This window comes from Yeosuana marina, from assembly GCF_011762485.1.
In the GTDB taxonomy this organism is placed as follows: Bacteria; Bacteroidota; Bacteroidia; order Flavobacteriales; family Flavobacteriaceae; genus Yeosuana; species Yeosuana marina.
This window is the reverse complement of record NZ_JAAKGI010000001.1, coordinates 398,788-417,118: the sequence shown is the minus strand read 5'-3', so window position 1 is coordinate 417,118 and position 18,331 is coordinate 398,788. Positions and strand designations below refer to the sequence as shown.

The window sequence follows — 18,331 nt, the reverse complement described above, 5'->3', positions numbered from 1 at the left end:
TTTTAGACAAAAACCTTTAGAATCAGATACATCCATCAAACGGCAAAGAGATTGATGATTCTAAGAATGAAAATAGAATTCAAAAAAACCGCTAGTTAGCGGTTTTTTTATATAAATTTATTGCGACTCTATTTTTAAAATATCAACGTAACATATCACTTGACTATGAGATTTTTTGTTTTTACACTACTTATTTGCTCTTTGAGTTGTACTCAAAAAAACGAAGACCCTATTTTAGAAGTCCTTTCATCAGATAATCCAAAAATTAAAAACGTAGTTGACCATATTCAAGATCACGAAGTTCAAATTTTATATACAGAAGTTAAAAGAAATGGCGACTCAGTATCATTTCAAGACTATAGCTTTCAAGTAAATGATAGTGTTTATTTTTATCCTGCAAGCACTGTAAAGTTTCCCATTGCTATTCTTGCTTTAGAAAAATTGAATACCAATAAGCAAATTAACAGAGACACCCCTTTTTCTGTTGAAGGCGACACGGTAGTAAGCACTTTTGCTACTGAAATAAAAAAAATATTTGCAGTTAGTGATAATGAAGCCTACAACAGGCTATTTGAGTATTTAGGACAAGATTATATTAACGCTAAACTATCAGAAAGAGGCATCAAAGCCAGAATTTCTCATAGATTATCTGTTCCAAATTCTGATGTAACCACTACAAAACCATTGGTTTTTTATGATAATAATGAGGCGGTTTTTAAAACAGACTCCACAGTAAACCAACCTGTTAAACCTTTACAACTCCAAAAGATAATCAAAGGACAAGGCTATATGGTTGGTGATAGTTTGGTTAACGAACCCATGGATTTTTCTCGAAAAAACTATTTACCCATAACCTCCTTGCACAACATTATGAAACAGCTTATGTTTCCTGAATTGTATCCGTACGACAAACAATTTCATTTATCTCCAGATGACAGAGCCTTTTTAATAAAAACCATGACCATACTTCCTCAAGAAGCTGGCTATACCTCAGATGAGTATTATGAAAGCTATGTGAAATTTTTAGTGTTTGGCGATTCTAAAAAACCACTTCCTAGTTATATCAAAATGTATAATAAAGTGGGTGATGCCTATGGCTACTTAACCGATTGTGCCTATATCGTTAATGAAAAAACAAACAAAGAATACATTATTACAGCGACGGTTCACGTTAACAACAATCAGATTTTTAACGATAATCAATATGAGTATGATACGATTGGATTTCCTTTTTTAGCCGAATTAGGAAGACAATTAATTAACTACTAGCGTCTTATGACTGAGGGAACACCTCATTTAGTTTGTTTTCAAAATAAGTATCTTTACAAAAACTAACTTATTATGAAACGTACTACGTTAGCATTATGTTTAGGTATATTATTATCTTTTAATGCTTATTCACAAAGAGACCCAGACATCTTCAATAAATTTGAATCTAAATTCTATGTCATTGATAACTACAAGATTAATGTAGAAGTCAAAGGAACTGGCGATCCTATTTTCTTTTTACCTGGCGGCCCAGGAAATTCTCATGACTATATGCAAGCCAATTTTGGCCAGTATTACAAAACCAATACGGTCGTATTTTTTGATTTTTTAGGACGCGGAAAAAGTGATGATGCCAAAGATAAATCTGAATATTCAGTTGAAAATGATGTCGCTCTTATTGAAAAGCTAAGAACGCTTTTAAAGTTTGATAAAATATCGATTGTTGGGCATTCTTACGGAACTGTGCCTGCACAAGCCTATGCTATTAAATACCCCAATAACGTTGATAAATTAATGCTTATTAGCGGTTTCCATAGTGGCACCATGTGGCAAGCGAACTGCGATAGCTACAACTTTTATGCTAAAACTCATTTTCCAGAAAAATGGAAACAAGTTGATTCTTTAAGAGCCTTAGGTTACGTGTCGAGCCAAGAACCATTAAAATCATTATATGCCAATATTCCAACCAAATATGTATATTATCACGATACATCTATTCAAGGAATTGCACCTAAAGAACCGTATCGCGGTTGGGCGAACGATGTCTATACCACTATTATTGGGAGAGATGGTGATTTTGATGTTAGTGGCAGCATGATTAACCAAGATTTTAGGCAACAACTAAAAAATGTAACCGCTAAAACACTCATAGTTGCTGGTAGGTATGATGGCGTATCTACACCCGAATTTAATGTGCAGTATAAAACTTTTATGCCACAAGCACAGTTTGTAATGTTTGAGAATAGTGGGCACAATCCCTATTTAGAAGAACCTGAAAAGTTTTATGCACTTTTTGATACGTTTTTCGAGCTAAAATAGTTGTTTTTTTATCTCAGATGTCACGGTTTTATACATTTGTTAAAGCAAAATATCCTAAATTCCAGAAGGTAAAACCTTTAAGAGAATATCAAAATACTATTCTTAATTTGGTAACGTTTGCTTAACTTTACAGATTCATTAAATAATATTAATGGCACTTAATCTACAAGATATTCCTAGGGTAAAAACTATTACCAAAGAGGAGTTTTTAAAACACTATTTTAAACCACAAAAGCCTGTGGTTATTGAGCGTTTTATAGAGGACTGGCCAGCCTATAGCAAATGGAATTTAGACTATATGAAAACGGTGGCAGGACATATAACCATTCCGTTGTACGATGACCGCCCAGTAGATTATAAAGATGGTTTTAATGAGCCTCATGCAACCATGAAAATGAGTGATTATATTGACTTATTAAAGCGTGAGCCTACCAGATATCGTATTTTTTTATGGAATGCATTAAAGGAAATTCCGGAGCTTCAAAAAGATTTTACTTTTCCAGATTTTGGTTTACGCCTTATGAAAGATATTCCTATGCTCTTTTTTGGTGGTTATGATTCCTATACATTTATGCATTATGACATCGATTTAGCCAATATTTTTCATTTCCATTTTCAAGGAACCAAAGAAATCATTCTCTTTGATCAAAAACAAAGTAACTATTTATACAAAATTCCGCACTCTTTAATAACCAGAGAAGATATTGATTTTAACAACCCCGATTTTATAAAATGGCCTCTACTTACTAAAGCTAAAGGTTATAAAACCCAACTCAATCATGGTGAGATATTGTATATGCCCGAAGGCTACTGGCATTATATGCGGTATATAACACCTGGCTTTTCTATGAGTTTACGTGCCATTCCCCGAAACCCAGTAAATTTAAGTAAAGCTGTTTATAACCTGTTGGTTATGAGAAACTTTGACAACATGATGAGACGCCTAAAAGGACAAAAATGGATTGACTGGAAAAACAACCAAGCCATTATACGAGCTCATACTAAAAACAGAATAACTTCATAGGTCATTTACTTGGTAAAACCCATTATTATTTGTATATTTTTTAAGAAAATTATTACGATGTATTGGTATCTTTGCCTCGTAATTTTAAAATAAAAAAGACATGAAAAAACTAATTTTAATAGCTAGCTTACTTACTGTTTCATTGATCAATGCACAAGCCTTTAAAGGTAATGGCGATGACAAATTTCAAATAGGTGCTAGTTTTCAAGATAATGCAACCGGAATTAATGCTAGTTACGATGTGGGTGTAGGCGAAAACATTTCGTTAGGTTTGTCTTCATCGTATGCCTTAAATGTAAATGAGGCCATTGATGCCAAGTTTCAAGATCGGTTTGATTTAAAAGCACGCTTTAATGCTAACTTAGGAAATGTGGTGAATATAGATGAGAACTTTGATATTTACCCAGGTTTAGATGTGAGCCTAAAAAACTTTGGTGGTCATTTAGGAATGCGTTATTTCTTTACAGATGGGTTTGGAATTTTTACTGAATTAAGCACCCCTTTTGCTAAGTTTAATACCGATACGTTAACACCTGCTGAAACATTATACAATCAGTTTACAGTAAATTTAGGAGCTACATTTAATTTATAAAAGCTCTTTATATCATTTTAAAAAGTGGAAAGCAAAACAATTGTTTTCCGCTTTTTTTATATGCAACCGTCATTGCGAGCAAAGCGAAGCAATCTCTGTCTCATCGAACCGTCATTGCGAGCAAAGCGAAGCAATCTTATGCTTTAAACTACAATTCAAAAGATTACTTCAGTCATTCTTCCTTCGTAATGACGTGCCTCCTTCGTAATGACGAGCTCAATCAAAATAAAACAGCCAGCCATCAGATAAATCATTCCACTCTGGATTGCTAGAGTTAATCAAATCCTCCTTTCGTTTTCTGTTTCCAGATTTTAATTGTTTTTCTCTTAAAATAGCTTGGTTTATATCTGAAAACTCTTCAAAATAAACCAATTTATCACAACTATATTTCTGTGTAAACCCTTTATAAGATTTTGTTTTATGCTGATATACCCTTTTTAACAAATCACTGGTAACACCGATATAAATAACGGTGTTGTTTTTATTAGTCATAAAATATACATGTGATTTGTGCATGATTAAATATACTAATTTATTGGTGTTTTCATTGAACCGTCATTGCGAGCGTAGCGAAGTAATCTCTGTCTCATTGAACCGTCATTGCGAGCAAAGCGTAGCAATCTTATGATTTAAACTACAATTCAAAAGATTACTTCAGTCATTCTTCCTTCGTAATGACGAAATGCACGTCATTGCGAGCGTAGCGAAGCAATCTTACCCTCATTGAAACGTCATTGCGAGCGTAGCGAAGCAATCTCATGATTACCAACTACAAAACTAAAGACTGCCACGTCATCAATTCCTCGCAGTGACGAATTGGAACCGTCATTGCGAGCAAAGCGAAGCAATCTCATGATTCTAAACTACGATTCAAAAGATTATGAATTCCAATTCAAAAGATTACTTCAGTCGTGCCTCCTTCGTAATGACGATAGGTTATTGTATCAACTCATTAGCCTTTTCATACACCAAATGCGACTCCCAGCCTCGGTATAAAAAATAATCCACAAACTTTTTTCGTTTCTTAAAAACGTTGGACTCTTTGATTGAATTGGCTCTTTTCTCGGCTAAATCATTAAAAACATCGATGTAATCCTCGTCAGATATTTCTGTAAGTGCTTGATTTATATTAACTTTGGAAACGTCTTTTTTCTTAAGTTCAAAAGCAATTCGGCGTTTCCCCCAATTCTTAATTTTAAACTTACCGCTAGCAAATGTTTTGGCAAAACGTTCTTCATTAAGAAAGTTATGTTCCAGCAGGTGAACGATAATCACATCGATAGCCTCAGGAATCATATGCATATTGGTTAGCTTGTTTTTAACCTCTTGATGACAACGTTCTTGGTACGCACAATAATGCTCTAGTTTTTTGGTAGCTTCTTGTACAGTATATGTTTTTTTGGCTTGCATAAACCCAAAAGTAACAATTGAAACAGACATATTAGGCATTTAAAAAACACAAAGTTTAATTTGAACGCATATGAATACAAAAATTACTTCTATAAAATTCCTGTCTCTAGTACTAACACTATTTTTTGCCGTGAGTTTTGGGTTTGGGCAATCTCAAATAATTATTAGTCAATACATAGAGACTTCATTTGGGTCAACTCCAAAAGGTATTGAAATTTATAATATTTCAGGTTCTGATATTACTTTTTCAGGTACAAATAATTTACAAGTTTATGTTGGAAGAAACGGATATCCTTGTGCCGATGGTTTCCCTGGAGCAGAAATCACAAGTGGAACTTTACGTGCAAATGAAGTTTGGGTAATTGGCACAAAAAATTTAACAGATTATGCAATCGCTAACGGAACTAACCTCTCTGATATTAAAGAATACGGTTTCGATTTTAACGGTAATGATGCCTTACAGTTATACTTAGGTGGTGTGTTACAAGATGCCTTTGGAACTTGTGGTGATGATCCTATTACAGCCTGGAGTGGTGGAGGTGTATCAACAGAAGGTAATAATTTACAAATTATAAATGGCTTATGTGATGGGGACACTGCAGGTTGGACAGACCCAAGCACAAGATTTACTCAAATTGCAGATGGACAAAATATGATAGGTTTTGGAAACGCACCGGCAGCATGTTGTCTTAATTCCTCCACTTGGACTGCTGGAGGATGGATTCCTAGTCCACCGACAGCGAATACCTCTGTAACTATTGATGCTGACTATGACACAGCTACTTATGGTAGTTTTTCTGCGTGCAGTTTAACAGTTAATTCTGGTGCTACATTATCAATTAATGATGTTATTAATGGGGCTCTTTCCAACACTTTTATTGAAGTACAAAATGATGTTGTTGTCGATGGAGCTATTCTTGTAAACCCACAAGCAGCATTTGTTCAAGTTAATGATGATGCAACCGTTAGTGGTGCCGTTTTAACAACCCCTAATTTAATTCAAGTTGAAAAACTAACAGCAGCAACAAATGCTTGGTATGAATATACCTATTGGAGTTCCCCTGTTTTTGAACCACAAATACAAGTTGCTTTAAGTGATGCTAACCCTACTAGAATTTTTTCATTTAATGCTCAAAATTATTTAGATGTTAAGAAAGAAACAAATAATGATGGCACAGCAAGCACTGGACAAGATGGTATTGATGATAATGGAGATGACTGGCAATTGGTAAGTGGTACTGACGTTATGAAACGTGGTGTTGGTTATGCTGCTACTCTTTCAGAATTCGCATATAGTACAGCTCCAGGAACCTCAGACAAACACATCAAATTTACATTTTCTGGGCCCTTTAATAATGGTGTTATTTCAGTTCCTATTTACAGAAATGACTCTGAAAAAGCTGATGAAAACTTTAATTTTATTGGTAATCCGTATCCGTCTGCTATTGATGCTAATTCATTTTTAGCTGCTAATACGGTGATAGCAACAAATGGTAGCGGAACTGATATTAATGGAAACCCTTATACAAATGGAGCCATCTATTTATGGTCGCAAAACACACCGCCTTCATCAATAGCAAATGGTAACGAAGATCGTAATTTTTCTGATTCTGATTATGCCATCATTAATGGAATGGGCGGTGTAGCTGGTGGCGATGGCGAACAACCAAATGACTTTATACCTTCAGGACAAGGGTTTTTTATTACAATGTCTGATTTAGCTACGCCTGTTTCAACCACTCCTAATACTGAGGGACAACCTATTGCGAAAGGCTACGTAACTTTTAATAACTCCATGCGTGTAAAAGGTGCTTCAGATAATAGTCAGTTTTTCAAAAATTCAAATACAAAATCCTATACATCAACATCAACTATAAACAAACTTTGGGTCAATTTAACCTCTGATAACGGTGTGTTTAATCAAACTCTTATTGGCTATACAAAAGGGGCTACCAATAATTACGATGGTGCCTATTTTGATGCAGAAAAAAATTCCAGTAGTAAAGCTGCCATTTTATACTCTACTATTGAAGGGTCAAACAAAGTGTTTGCTATTCAAGGTAAATCTGAAAGCAGTTTAAATGAAGATGAAATTATAAACCTTGGTTTTAGCACCCAAATTGATGTACCCACCCTGTACACCTTGTCTATAGCAAAACTACAAGGTGATTTTTTAAGTACTAATACCATCTATGTACTTGACAACCTTACCAATATCTTACACGATTTATCAACTTCCGATTATACATTTACATCAGACGTTGGTGAGTTTAACGACCGTTTTCAAATTGTATTTAAAGCTAGTAACACCTTATCTACGGCAGACGTTCAATTGGATAACTCGACGGTAAAAATTTTGCAAATTGATGATACGCATGTAAGCTTTAAAGCATCTAACAACCTCAACATTAAAACAGTGACTATTTTTGATTTGTTAGGGCGTCAATTATATCAATTAAAAGGAAGTCATAACATAGAAACGTATAAGTTAGCCAACCTAAAAAATGCTGTATTCATTGCTAAAATAGAATTATCTAATGGTTCAGTAATTACCAAAAAAGCCATTAAAAAGTAACTTATTGACTGTACTTCTAGTGTAACCCAGAGTCTTTTGAGCGCAACTCAAAAGACTCTGGGTTTTTACGTACTTATTTAAAAATAAAAAAAGACTGTTTCTACCATTTTAACTCGTTTCAACAAATATATTAACCATTAATCTAATTTTTATTGAACAATCTATCCTATATAATAAATTTGCTAAGTATTTGATTATCAGTTGTTTGAAATGCAATAAATTCCGATAAACTGCAAACAAATATAAAAAAAACAGATGAAAAGATATTACATGTAAAAATCGTCGATAAAACGACCATACATTTAAAATTAGTCCCCAAAACTATTTTAATTATGAAATTTAACTTTACAATTACCAAATTAATAGCGTTTACAATACTTTTTTTAAGCAGTGTTGCTTTAAGCAATGCTCAAACCAGTCTATATAATGAAACGTTTACCGCTAACAATGGTACAACGTCTACTTCTAACTGGTCTTCTAATAATTATTATACGTCCTGGTTGAGCCCTTTTGATGTAAATAACAATCAAATGAGATCGTTTTACTCTCAAGGAGAGGATGTATGGACAAGTTCATCTATTGATATTTCTAATTATACAGATTTAAATATCTCGCTAGATGTGAGCGTTAGTGGATGGGGAATAAATAGTAGTGATTATATTAGTGCCTATTATTCTATAGACGGTGGAAATGAAGTTTTAATACAATCTAAATTTAATAATTTTAGTGATACAACCATAACACTCAGTAATCTTCAAAATAATGGCTATTCCAACTTAACTATTATTGTTAAACTACGTAATGACGGGTTTAAATCTCACACCTTTGATAATGTAAATGTAACAGGAACATTATTAGATGCTATTTGGAGAAACAACAGTTGGATTAACGGTGTGCTTCCATCATCTAATAAAATAGTGACTATTGACGATGATTTTAATACTGGAATAAGAGGAAGTTTTAGTTGTAAAGAACTAACAGTTAATGCTGGTAAAACACTAACAGTTGACAATGAAACCTATGTTGAAGTGGAAAATGATGCTGTTATAAATGGTGACCTTATTGTAGAAACTAAAGGTGCTTTTGTACAAGTAAACGATAATGGAACATTTACCGGAACAGGACATGTTAATAAAACAACTGCCAATAAAAACGCCTGGTATTATTATACGTTTTGGGGCTCGCCAGTAGCAAACATGACTGTAGCAGAGGCGTTTCCTAATGTGTCTTCAAGCAGAAGGTTTTACTTTGAGGCGAGTAATTTTTTAGATGCTAATAATGATAATTTTGATGATGACGGAAATGATTGGCAAATAGCTCCAGGAAATAGTGTTATGATTCCCGGAGTAGCCTATGCAGTAACATCGTCAACCTCATCAACCTTTCCTGGTCCAGACTATGTAACCTTTACGGGTACCTTTAATACAGGAATCATAACTACACCTATAGCATATACTGGTGATGCAAATTCTGAAGGTCATCCAAATTTAATTGGTAATCCTTATGCATCTGCTATTGATTTTGATAAGTTATACGCCGAGAATAGTTCTGTAATAGAAGGTACTGTGTCCTTTTGGTCTCAAGCAACTCCAGCAAATAGTAGTGGGAAATTTAGTCAAAATGATTATGCCACTTATTCTGTTGGAATGCATGCTGGAGTAGCGGGTGCAAGCGAGGTGATTCCTACCCAATTTATACCTTCGGGACAAGGAGTATCTCTAACTGCAAAAGCGGATGGAATTTTGACTTTTAAAAATAATATGCGTGTAAAAGGAACTACCGATAATACCCAGTTTTTTAAATCATCAAACACTAAAAACACCACAAATAACATCGTTTCAAATAAATTATGGATTGATTTAAAATCAAACAACGGTGTGTTTAGTCAAATTTTGGTTGGATATGTTGATGGCGCCACTAATGACAATGATGGCTTAATGTATGATTCGCCAAAATCAGATTCAGGGGCCGCATTATTATATTCAACTATTCAAAATTCATCTAAAAAGTATGTTATTCAAGGTAAAAATGTAAACAGTTTGACTGATGAAGAAGTTATTGCTCTAGGCTTTAAAACTAAAATTACAGAAGCAACTGTTTATACTATTTCTATAGCGCAAATGGAAGGTGATTTTTTGAAAGGACATACAATTTATTTAAAAGATAACCTACTTAACACAATTCATGATTTATCTGCTAACGACTACACCTTTAGTTCGGAAGTTGGAGAATTTAATAGTCGTTTTGAAATTGTATTTCAAACCGCTGCTTTGTCGACAGATACAGCTACATTAGAGAGTAATACTGTTAAAATTTTCAAACAAGGACAAAATCAAGTGTGCTTTAAAGTAGCGAACAATACGTCTATTAAATCAATAAATATTATTGATTTACAAGGAAGAATGTTATATAAATTAAAGGGTGTTAACAGCGAAGAAACTTACAATCTTCCTCATTTAAATCAATCCATTTTTATTGCGAACATTGAATTATCGAATGGTTCTTTAGTGACCAAAAAAGCTATTTTAAATTAAGTTTAAAACTTGTCATTGCTAACTCAGTTAGTCACTAATTTAATGCCATTGCAAGTAAAACAAAGCAATCTATAGACTTTTTAACTCCAAATAAAAAGATTACGTCATCGCTTTGCTCCTCGTAATGACACTAGTTAGCCAAAAACCTGGTTTAATACCTGTAGCGATTTTGGTTTTTTAAAATCACCCAAATGAAGTTCGTAATACTGTAGCATCATGTTTAAAAATGCTTGACGCTGCTTGGAATTTATCTTTAACTGAGATAACTCATCAAACTTAGTATCAAGTAATTGCTTTAAGAGATTAAAATTATCACCAGATATTGTATAAGGTCCCATTGGCTTCAATTGAAACTTACCATCTTGAAGGTTAAAAAACGGGAAATCGACGGTGGTGTTTTCAGGATAAAACCCGAGATATTTTGTTAAGTTTAATAAAAAAAGCAAATGAAAGTTTGAACATTCGGTATGGGTGTCTAGCCACAATAAAGTGGTTTCTATATAGCTAAAAAGCGTGCTGTTTTCTTCTTCCTCCTTTAATATGCTTGACAGCACTTCGGCCAAAAACATAACGATAGCACTTTTTGATACATTAGAATGTAAGCTGCTGTACAAATGGTTAAGTTTGGCTTCTTTTATAGAGTGCAACGACCTGTTAGGGTTATAAACAATAACCAATTGTAATTGCGTTAATAATTGAAAATAGGCTGTTTTGGCAAGTCCTTTTTTGCTTTTTAAAACACCTCGTAATAAAAAACTCAGCACCCCGTATTGCTGCGTGTAACATTTTACAATTAAATCATGATCGCGATATCGTAGTTTTGAAATTACAATTGCATGGGTTGAAACAATCATTATCTAACGACCATTAATTTTATAACTCTGGTTTCGTAGGTATCCAAATCGGAAAGCATCACTAAATAAACCCCAGACGCTACCACGTTATTAGCAAGGTTTTTACCGTTCCAATAGGCAGTTCCGCCATCAATTTCAAGATTATAGCCATTATAACGTAAATTGGTTCTCGATTGGGCTTCGGCCACCAAATTACCTTCAATATCGGTTATTTTAATATTTACATTTTCTGAAATGTCTTTAATTTTGACTTTCTGATCTACGATATTAAACGTTGGACGAACAGGATTTGGATATACATAAGCACTTTGTAAGTTTTCCTGCGGATTAGAGCCTCCTGAATGAAAGGATACTAAGCCTTTACTAGTTGCAATATAAACCTCTCCCGTTGCATTATCAATGGAAACATCTTGTATATCATTTGATGGCAGCGGTGAATTATCCTTAGTAAAATGATGGATTGTTTTTTGACCATCATAACTCAAATAAAAAAGCCCAGAACCAATGGTGCCTATCCACTTGTTATTAGATCCATCGACTTCAATATCCGAAATAAATTGTTCAAATAATAATTCTTTTGGAATACCATCTTCTAGAATAATAATATCATCGGCTTGCACATTATCATCAGTAAAAAAGTTGGACGTATTGTATAAAATTCGTAAGCCTTTATGAGTGCCTATCCAAAGTTGATTTCTTTTATCTAAAGCAACCGTCCTGACAGACTTATCTGGTAAATTAGCTTCCTCACTTATATTTTTTAATAATGGATTTCCATTATTTTCATTAAAACCGATAACACCTTTAGAAAATGAAGAGATGAATTTTGTTCCTGAAGGATCAATAACTAAATTATTAAACCCCAAATTATCTTGAATAGGATCATTAATAATATTTGTAAAATCGTAGCTTCTCCATTCTTTGGTGCTTGGGTTATAAGACTTTAAAGGCTTATTAAGTAAAGATGTTATAGACCACAGTAATCCTGCACTATCAAAAACTAATCCAGACAACCTTAAACTAATATAGTTTGGACTACCAGGCAAGTAAAGAGATTCTAAACCACTGTTAGTTTGATCGTACCTGATTACTGCTTGATTATTTTCGACTTCTAATAACCCATCCTGAAAAGAACTAATAAAAACTTGACTCGTATTAAGAGGGTTTATAGCAATCGTGTTTAAATTTCTTGAATTAAATAGACTATCATAAGGAATATTAACCCACCGCTCATCTTTCAAATGACTTATTCCATAAGTTCGAAAAGGTGAAGGGTTGTAATAAATAGTATAATCTCCATATGTTACCCAAAGATTGTTGGGTGTTGCTTTTATAGAAAACGGGGTGTTTAATAAGGGTCCATCAGGATGTACCTCTTCAAAAGTAACTGGCGATAGTAATACCGTTTTTAACACTCCAAAATCGTTTGTTCCTATATATACATTATCTGACACAAGGCTTGCTGAAGAATACGTTGTATTATAGTCTGCATTTAGGCCTATTTGAGAAAGGATATTAAAATTAGCATCATACACAAAAACATTGCTTTTGGTGGTGACTATTAAATTATCATTAACCGATTTTACATCCAGCGGTGGGTTATCATATAATACTAATTCACTTAAAACATCATTTATAACGCTATAAAGCCTTCTGTTGGTTCTTATGGCGTACAAATTATCTTGCACAGCTTCAACAGCCAAAAAATCACCCGTTGTAACGGTTTGCCAATTTTGATAATCTATGAGATTAGGATTTGAAATAAGTGCTTTTCGCAATCCGTTTCCATCTTGGCAAGCCGCATACATATAATCGCCAAAAATGCTTGTTTGATTTACTTTGGTCTGACTTCCTAAATTTCCAATAAAATAGGTGTCTCCAAACTCTAGCCTATCTAAATTAAAAACAGATATTCCATAATTTGTAGCCACATACACTACATTGCCATAAGCGTTAAAGTGATTGATTCTTTTGTTTGTTGGTGGTATGGTTGCCTTGTCTATAATATCTACAAGAGTTAGTACATTATCATCGTTATCAAATGCGATTTCTATGAGTCCGTTTTCATAACCGATCATCAATAATTGATAAGCTTCGCTGTAATAAATGGTAGATATTTGCTCTCCAGACAACCCGTTAACCGTCGTAATTTCTTTGATATCATGAGTCTGTGTATCATAGCTAAAAACAGCATTTTCTGAAGCTCCATAAATTTTATTATTGCCTTGAACAACGTCTTTAATATTGTAAAACGAAAAATAGCCTTTCCAAAGCCCAGAAAAGTCTTGAGCAAAATAACAGAGCGGAAAGAGATAAATTGCAAATACAACTATTCTTTTAAACATAGATACTGTTTTAAACTTTCAAATATATTTATATCTAACGAGTATTACTTGAAAATGATATAAATATATAAAAAAAGCTCCCTCAATAAAGGAAGCTTTTTATTATAAATTATAGTTTTTGTTATACAATACCTTGGTCTAACATAGCATCTGCTACTTTAATAAATCCAGCAATATTGGCACCTTTTACATAGTTTACATAACCGTCATCTTCAGTACCAAATTTTATACATGCCATATGAATTGATGACATCATATGATGTAATTTGGCATCCACTTCATCTACGGTCCAATTTAATTTCATGGCGTTTTGAGACATTTCTAAACCAGAAACACCAACACCACCAGCATTAACTGCTTTTCCTGGACCAAAAGGAATTTTTGCGTCGTGCAACACTTCAATAGCTTCTGGAGTACATCCCATGTTTGACACTTCAGCAACATATTTAACGCCATTAGCAATTAATTGTGCCGCATCCTCACCATTTAATTCATTTTGTGTAGCACTTGGCATAGCTATATCACATTTTACCTCCCAAGGTTTTTTGCCTGGAACAAATATGGCTTCTGGGAACTCATCTGCATACGGAGAAACAATATCGTTATTAGACGCTCTAAGCGCTAGCAAATAGTCTATTTTATCGGCATCTAACCCTTTTTCATCATAAATATAACCATCAGGACCAGATATTGTTACTACTTTACCTCCTAGTTCTGTTACTTTAAGAGCTACCCCCCAAGCTACATTACCAAAACCAGAAACCGTTACTATTTTACCTTTGAAAGAATCGTTGTTAGATACTAACATTTCATTGGTAAAATAGGTAGCTCCAAAACCAGTAGCTTCAGGTCTAATCAAACTACCTCCCCAATTGAGCCCTTTACCAGTAAGAACTCCTGTGTTTTCTGATTTAAGTTTTTTGTACATGCCATACATATACCCAATTTCTCTTCCTCCGGTACCAATATCTCCTGCAGGAACATCTGTATTAGGTCCAATAATGCGCCATAACTCTAGCATGAAAGCTTGACAAAAACGCATAATTTCCGTATCTGATTTTCCTTTTGGATTAAAATCAGATCCGCCTTTGGCCCCTCCTAAAGGCAACGTTGTTAATGCGTTCTTAAAAGTTTGTTCAAAACCCAAAAATTTTAAAATACTTAAATTAACACTCGGATGCAGTCTGATACCACCTTTGTAAGGGCCTATAGCATTGTTAAATTGTATTCTGTAACCTAGGTTAACATGTACTTGCTCATCATCATCTAACCAAGAAACTCTGAAGGTTAAAACACGGTCTGGCTCAACTAATCGTTCGATAATTTTAGCGGACTCATATTGTGGGTTTTCGTTATAAATACTTTCAATAGATTCCAATACTTCATGTACTGCTTGTAAGTATTCCTTTTCACCAGGATGCTTGGTTTCAAGGTTTGTCATTATGTTTTTTACATTCATGATCTTTAAATATAAAAGTGTTTAAAATATAATGCAAAAATACCAATATTAAAATCAATAATTCATGATTTATGTTCGCATTTTTTATTAATTCAATAAATTAAGTTGAAATTTTATAACACATTATGTTACGCGGTTTAAAGTATATATGTACTACCTAAAATTAAATAGATTTACATTACATAAACCCCTCAGGCGGTAAATCATCTATAGAATTTTCTAAGGATTCTAGGTGCCTTGTGATTTTAAATCCAGACTTGAAAATAGCTGCTTTATTGCTTTTACCTTCAATAATAATAGTTAATGGATCCTTAAAACAAATGTGTCTTAAGTACTCATCTTCATAACAGGCTTCTTGTTTATTTAAATAGTCTAAATCAAAAGAGCCGTCATTCATAAAAGGATTAATAGTAAAATAGCCAACCTTGAAAGAGGTTAAATTTTGAAAAAAATGTGTGCCTTGACTTGGGTCGATTCTAAAATCATTTAAACCAGCTTCGACTATTATTTTAGCCGAAGAAATTTGAGGCCAAATAACAGGAATTCCTAGCCAAGGGTCGCTTGAGCCCCATCGTCCTGGTCCAACTAAAATGTATTGTTCATCTTTGTCAGTAAACTTTTTATTTATATTCTCGACCGCATAAGCTATTTCTCTTGTGTTTGCAGGGTTAAATGTTTCTGGCTTTACATACACAAAATTCTTTATATAATCATAAGTGCCATTTCCTAATGCAGATTCTGTATATATAATAGTATCATCAACATTAAAGTCTTCAGGTAATTCATTATTGGTTACAACACTTTCAACAATGGGTCTTATTTGTAAAAAACTAAAAATTCTTGGTTGCCCTTTGGGAACATCTAGGTTTACAGCAAACTCAATTTCTATTGGGTTTCTCATTTCTCGTTGCCCAACGTGCAATAAATCTTTTAAGATTTCTGGCAACGGAAACGAACCGTATTTTAAAACATTATCAAAAGTTACTACGCGTATTCCATCGTGTAAAACACCAGGTCTGATGATATTATTTTGCAAATCGTAAGTGGAAGCAACAAATTTTAAAGATGGATGGTTTTTAGCTTGTCTTAAAGTAACCTTCTTTTTATTAACACCCTCATTTATTGAAACTTTATAACTTTTAGGATCTAAATCTAGACCGTAAAAATATTGCTGTGTATCACGCTGGGTTGAATCTGGCGAAGACAATTGCAAGACTTTTTTAGGATGGTAAGGCGAAAAACGCAAACTACGGCCACCACCAACTATAATTTCACCCAAACCTAAAGCAATATTCGCAATTCCTTCATTTGGTTTTTCATTTCCAATAGGATAGAAGTTAATAGATCTTGCAACTCCCGAAATATTTGGATAGTAAATATCATCATATTGTTTACCTGTTAATTCTTGAAGAATAACAGCCATTTTATCTTCTTCTATGGTATGCGATGTTGCCTTTAAATAGGCCTTACTTGCTTGAAAAAAGGCTGATGCCATCACCGATTTAATAGCATTAGATAGGGTTTCCAGCATTTGGCTGTCGTTGGTGTTTGGAATCATATATGTTGCAAACACACCCGCAAAAGGCTGAAAATGGGAATCTTCTAGAACACTAGAAGAACGAACTGCTATAGGTCTTTTTACAATATTTAGAAATGCTTGAATATCCTCTAAAACCCATTGAGGCAGAGGTTTTGAAATAAACTTATTTAATATTTCTTCATCGCTATTTGAGTTAGCAGCAAACCTAATTAAATCGTATCGTTCAATAAACTCATCAAAAACTTCAGTACTTATTACAACGGTTCTGGGTATAGAAATATAAACGTCTTCATATTTCCTAAAAAGCTTATGACGTTTTAAAAATGAATCTATAAAAGCTAGTCCGCGTCCTTTACCTCCAAGAGAACCATCTCCTATTCTGGCAAAACCTAAATATTCATCATACTTCTCTTTATCAAATTTTACGATAACACCTTTAGACCTATAAATACTATAAGCCCTTATAGCTTTTATTAAAAATTCTCTAATTTGTTCTAGGTCGTCAAAATCATCATACTCTACATTACTAAATAGATTTGCTAAAGGGAATAAGGCTCTAGATTTGAGCCATTTAGAATATTCACTTCGCTTAGCATGATACGCAATAGACGCTTTACTAACCGTTTTTAAAGCTTTTTGGAGTTCACTTAAATTTTTTACAACCGCCAACACTTTCATTTGTTCTGGATCCCAAAACTCAAAATCACCAAATGAAAAATATTTATTGATATAGTTTTTTAAATCTGTTCCTAATGTTTCTGAGTGCTTGTATAAAAATTTACCTTTTAATTCATGGGTTTTTTCTTCATTATTGTTATCGGACGATTGAATTAAAAAAGGAAAATAACGTTGAGAACTTCGTACATATTTTAAAAATTCAAACCCTGCTTCTGGGTCTCTTTTGCCATCTTTAAAATAATTAACATCAGAAATTACGCCTAGTAAATTACTTTTATACTTTTCAAAAAGTTCTAAGCCTTCTTCATAAGTTGTTGCCAATAACATTTTTGGGCGCCCTCGCATAAGCATCATGCTTCTGTGCTCATTTAAGCCTTCAGACATAAAAGCGCGCGTTTGTTTTAAAAGAATTTTATAGATAATGGGTAAATATCTTGAATAGAATTTTAAAGAGTCTTCTACCATCAAGATGGCTTTTACACCAATTTGATTAATATCTCTTTTAGCATTCATTCTATCTTCTGTCAATTTTATAATTGCCAAGAAAATATCAACATTACCATTCCAGTGAAACACAGTATCGATAATGCCTTTATTACTCTTTTCTAATTTACTTCTTAATTCTGAAGAGTAAAAACTTAGAGCAGCAATTGGGACCTCCGGAAAGGCCCCTTTTATCTCTTTTGAAGTTTCGAATGCGTTATAATTACCAATATCTAACCACGTTATGACTAAGTCTATTTTAACTTCAGCCATTAGTTTTATAGCTCTTTTAGCAGAGTTTGCATGTACGAAATTTGGAGGATATCGTAAGTTTAAATCTGTATATTCGTTAAAAATGCGTTCATCTATTCTACCATCTTCTTCTAACATATAAAAATCATAGTTAGAACAAACTATAAGAACTTTATTAATTCTGTTTTGCATTAATTCTCCAAATGCAACTTCTTCAAATTCGTAATTTCTTAAATCTGGTAGTCTATTTTTATGCATTTTTATTTAAACTATAACGA

At 33.4% G+C, this 18,331-nt stretch carries 12 protein-coding genes; 6 read left to right on the top strand and 6 right to left on the bottom strand.

Annotated features, from left to right (window positions below):
* The first annotated feature begins 165 nt into the window (after positions 1-165).
* From G5V56_RS01790 to G5V56_RS01775, 4 genes are all read left to right on the top strand, one after another.
* Complete coding sequence (locus G5V56_RS01790; protein ID WP_166960380.1) at positions 166-1,269, top strand: serine hydrolase; 1,104 nt, start codon at positions 166-168, stop codon at positions 1,267-1,269.
* A 72-nt stretch (positions 1,270-1,341) separates the two neighbouring features.
* Entirely contained in the window at positions 1,342-2,307 is a 966-nt protein-coding gene (locus tag G5V56_RS01785; RefSeq protein ID WP_166960377.1) for an alpha/beta fold hydrolase, read from the top strand.
* Between the two features lie 151 nt (positions 2,308-2,458).
* Entirely contained in the window at positions 2,459-3,331 is an 873-nt protein-coding gene (locus G5V56_RS01780) for a cupin-like domain-containing protein (protein ID WP_166960374.1), read from the top strand.
* 100 nt (positions 3,332-3,431) lie between these two features.
* Positions 3,432-3,923 carry a DUF6646 family protein gene (locus G5V56_RS01775; RefSeq protein WP_166960371.1) on the top strand — a complete coding sequence of 164 codons (492 nt, stop codon included), beginning with the start codon at positions 3,432-3,434 and terminating at the stop codon, positions 3,921-3,923.
* Between the two features lie 216 nt (positions 3,924-4,139).
* Here G5V56_RS01775 and G5V56_RS01770 read toward each other — a convergent pair whose 3' ends face one another.
* Positions 4,140-4,439: a GIY-YIG nuclease family protein gene (locus tag G5V56_RS01770; RefSeq protein ID WP_166960368.1), complete on the bottom strand. Its 300-nt coding sequence runs from the start codon at positions 4,437-4,439 to the stop codon at positions 4,140-4,142.
* A gap of 420 nt (positions 4,440-4,859) precedes the next feature.
* Positions 4,860-5,333 (bottom strand): regulatory protein RecX, encoded by a 474-nt coding sequence (locus tag G5V56_RS01765; protein ID WP_166961105.1) that lies wholly within the window; start codon positions 5,331-5,333, stop codon positions 4,860-4,862.
* A gap of 70 nt (positions 5,334-5,403) precedes the next feature.
* Here G5V56_RS01765 and G5V56_RS01760 point away from each other — a divergent pair, with 70 nt between their 5' ends.
* The gene (locus G5V56_RS01760) at positions 5,404-7,908 is read left to right on the top strand and encodes a hypothetical protein (RefSeq protein ID WP_166960365.1); all 2,505 of its coding nucleotides are present in this window, start codon (positions 5,404-5,406) and stop codon (positions 7,906-7,908) included.
* Between the two features lie 332 nt (positions 7,909-8,240).
* Positions 8,241-10,442, top strand: coding sequence for a hypothetical protein (locus tag G5V56_RS01755; RefSeq protein ID WP_166960361.1), 2,202 nt, complete (start codon positions 8,241-8,243; stop codon positions 10,440-10,442).
* A gap of 134 nt (positions 10,443-10,576) precedes the next feature.
* Here the strand turns inward: G5V56_RS01755 and recO are convergent, their stop codons facing one another.
* The 4 genes from recO to G5V56_RS01735 all read right to left on the bottom strand — a co-directional run bounded on the left by recO (position 10,577) and on the right by G5V56_RS01735 (position 18,311).
* Entirely contained in the window at positions 10,577-11,296 is a 720-nt protein-coding gene (gene recO / locus G5V56_RS01750; RefSeq protein ID WP_166960358.1) for a DNA repair protein RecO, read from the bottom strand.
* Positions 11,296-13,641, bottom strand: a complete 2,346-nt coding sequence (gene porZ, locus G5V56_RS01745) for a type IX secretion system anionic LPS delivery protein PorZ (protein WP_166960355.1) — start codon at positions 13,639-13,641, stop codon at positions 11,296-11,298. Before porZ ends, recO begins: the two co-directional genes overlap by 1 nt.
* Before the next feature lie 121 nt (positions 13,642-13,762).
* Complete coding sequence (gene gdhA / locus G5V56_RS01740; RefSeq protein ID WP_166960352.1) at positions 13,763-15,100, bottom strand: NADP-specific glutamate dehydrogenase; 1,338 nt, start codon at positions 15,098-15,100, stop codon at positions 13,763-13,765.
* A gap of 178 nt (positions 15,101-15,278) precedes the next feature.
* Entirely contained in the window at positions 15,279-18,311 is a 3,033-nt protein-coding gene (locus G5V56_RS01735) for a PEP/pyruvate-binding domain-containing protein (protein WP_166960349.1), read from the bottom strand.
* Positions 18,312-18,331: the final 20 nt, after the last annotated feature.

Excerpts from the sequence above, each read along its gene's own strand:
- G5V56_RS01790 (WP_166960380.1), top strand. The coding sequence starts at position 166 with ATGAGATTTTTTGTTTTTACACTACTTATTTGCTCTTTGAGTTGTACT.
- G5V56_RS01785 (WP_166960377.1), top strand. The coding sequence starts at position 1,342 with ATGAAACGTACTACGTTAGCATTATGTTTAGGTATATTATTATCTTTT.
- G5V56_RS01780 (WP_166960374.1), top strand. The coding sequence starts at position 2,459 with ATGGCACTTAATCTACAAGATATTCCTAGGGTAAAAACTATTACCAAA.
- G5V56_RS01775 (WP_166960371.1), top strand. The coding sequence starts at position 3,432 with ATGAAAAAACTAATTTTAATAGCTAGCTTACTTACTGTTTCATTGATC.
- G5V56_RS01770 (WP_166960368.1), bottom strand. The coding sequence starts at position 4,439 with ATGCACAAATCACATGTATATTTTATGACTAATAAAAACAACACCGTT.
- G5V56_RS01765 (WP_166961105.1), bottom strand. The coding sequence starts at position 5,333 with ATGCAAGCCAAAAAAACATATACTGTACAAGAAGCTACCAAAAAACTA.
- G5V56_RS01760 (WP_166960365.1), top strand. The coding sequence starts at position 5,404 with ATGAATACAAAAATTACTTCTATAAAATTCCTGTCTCTAGTACTAACA.
- G5V56_RS01755 (WP_166960361.1), top strand. The coding sequence starts at position 8,241 with ATGAAATTTAACTTTACAATTACCAAATTAATAGCGTTTACAATACTT.
- recO (WP_166960358.1), bottom strand. The coding sequence starts at position 11,296 with ATGATTGTTTCAACCCATGCAATTGTAATTTCAAAACTACGATATCGC.
- porZ (WP_166960355.1), bottom strand. The coding sequence starts at position 13,641 with ATGTTTAAAAGAATAGTTGTATTTGCAATTTATCTCTTTCCGCTCTGT.
- gdhA (WP_166960352.1), bottom strand. The coding sequence starts at position 15,100 with ATGAATGTAAAAAACATAATGACAAACCTTGAAACCAAGCATCCTGGT.
- G5V56_RS01735 (WP_166960349.1), bottom strand. The coding sequence starts at position 18,311 with ATGCATAAAAATAGACTACCAGATTTAAGAAATTACGAATTTGAAGAA.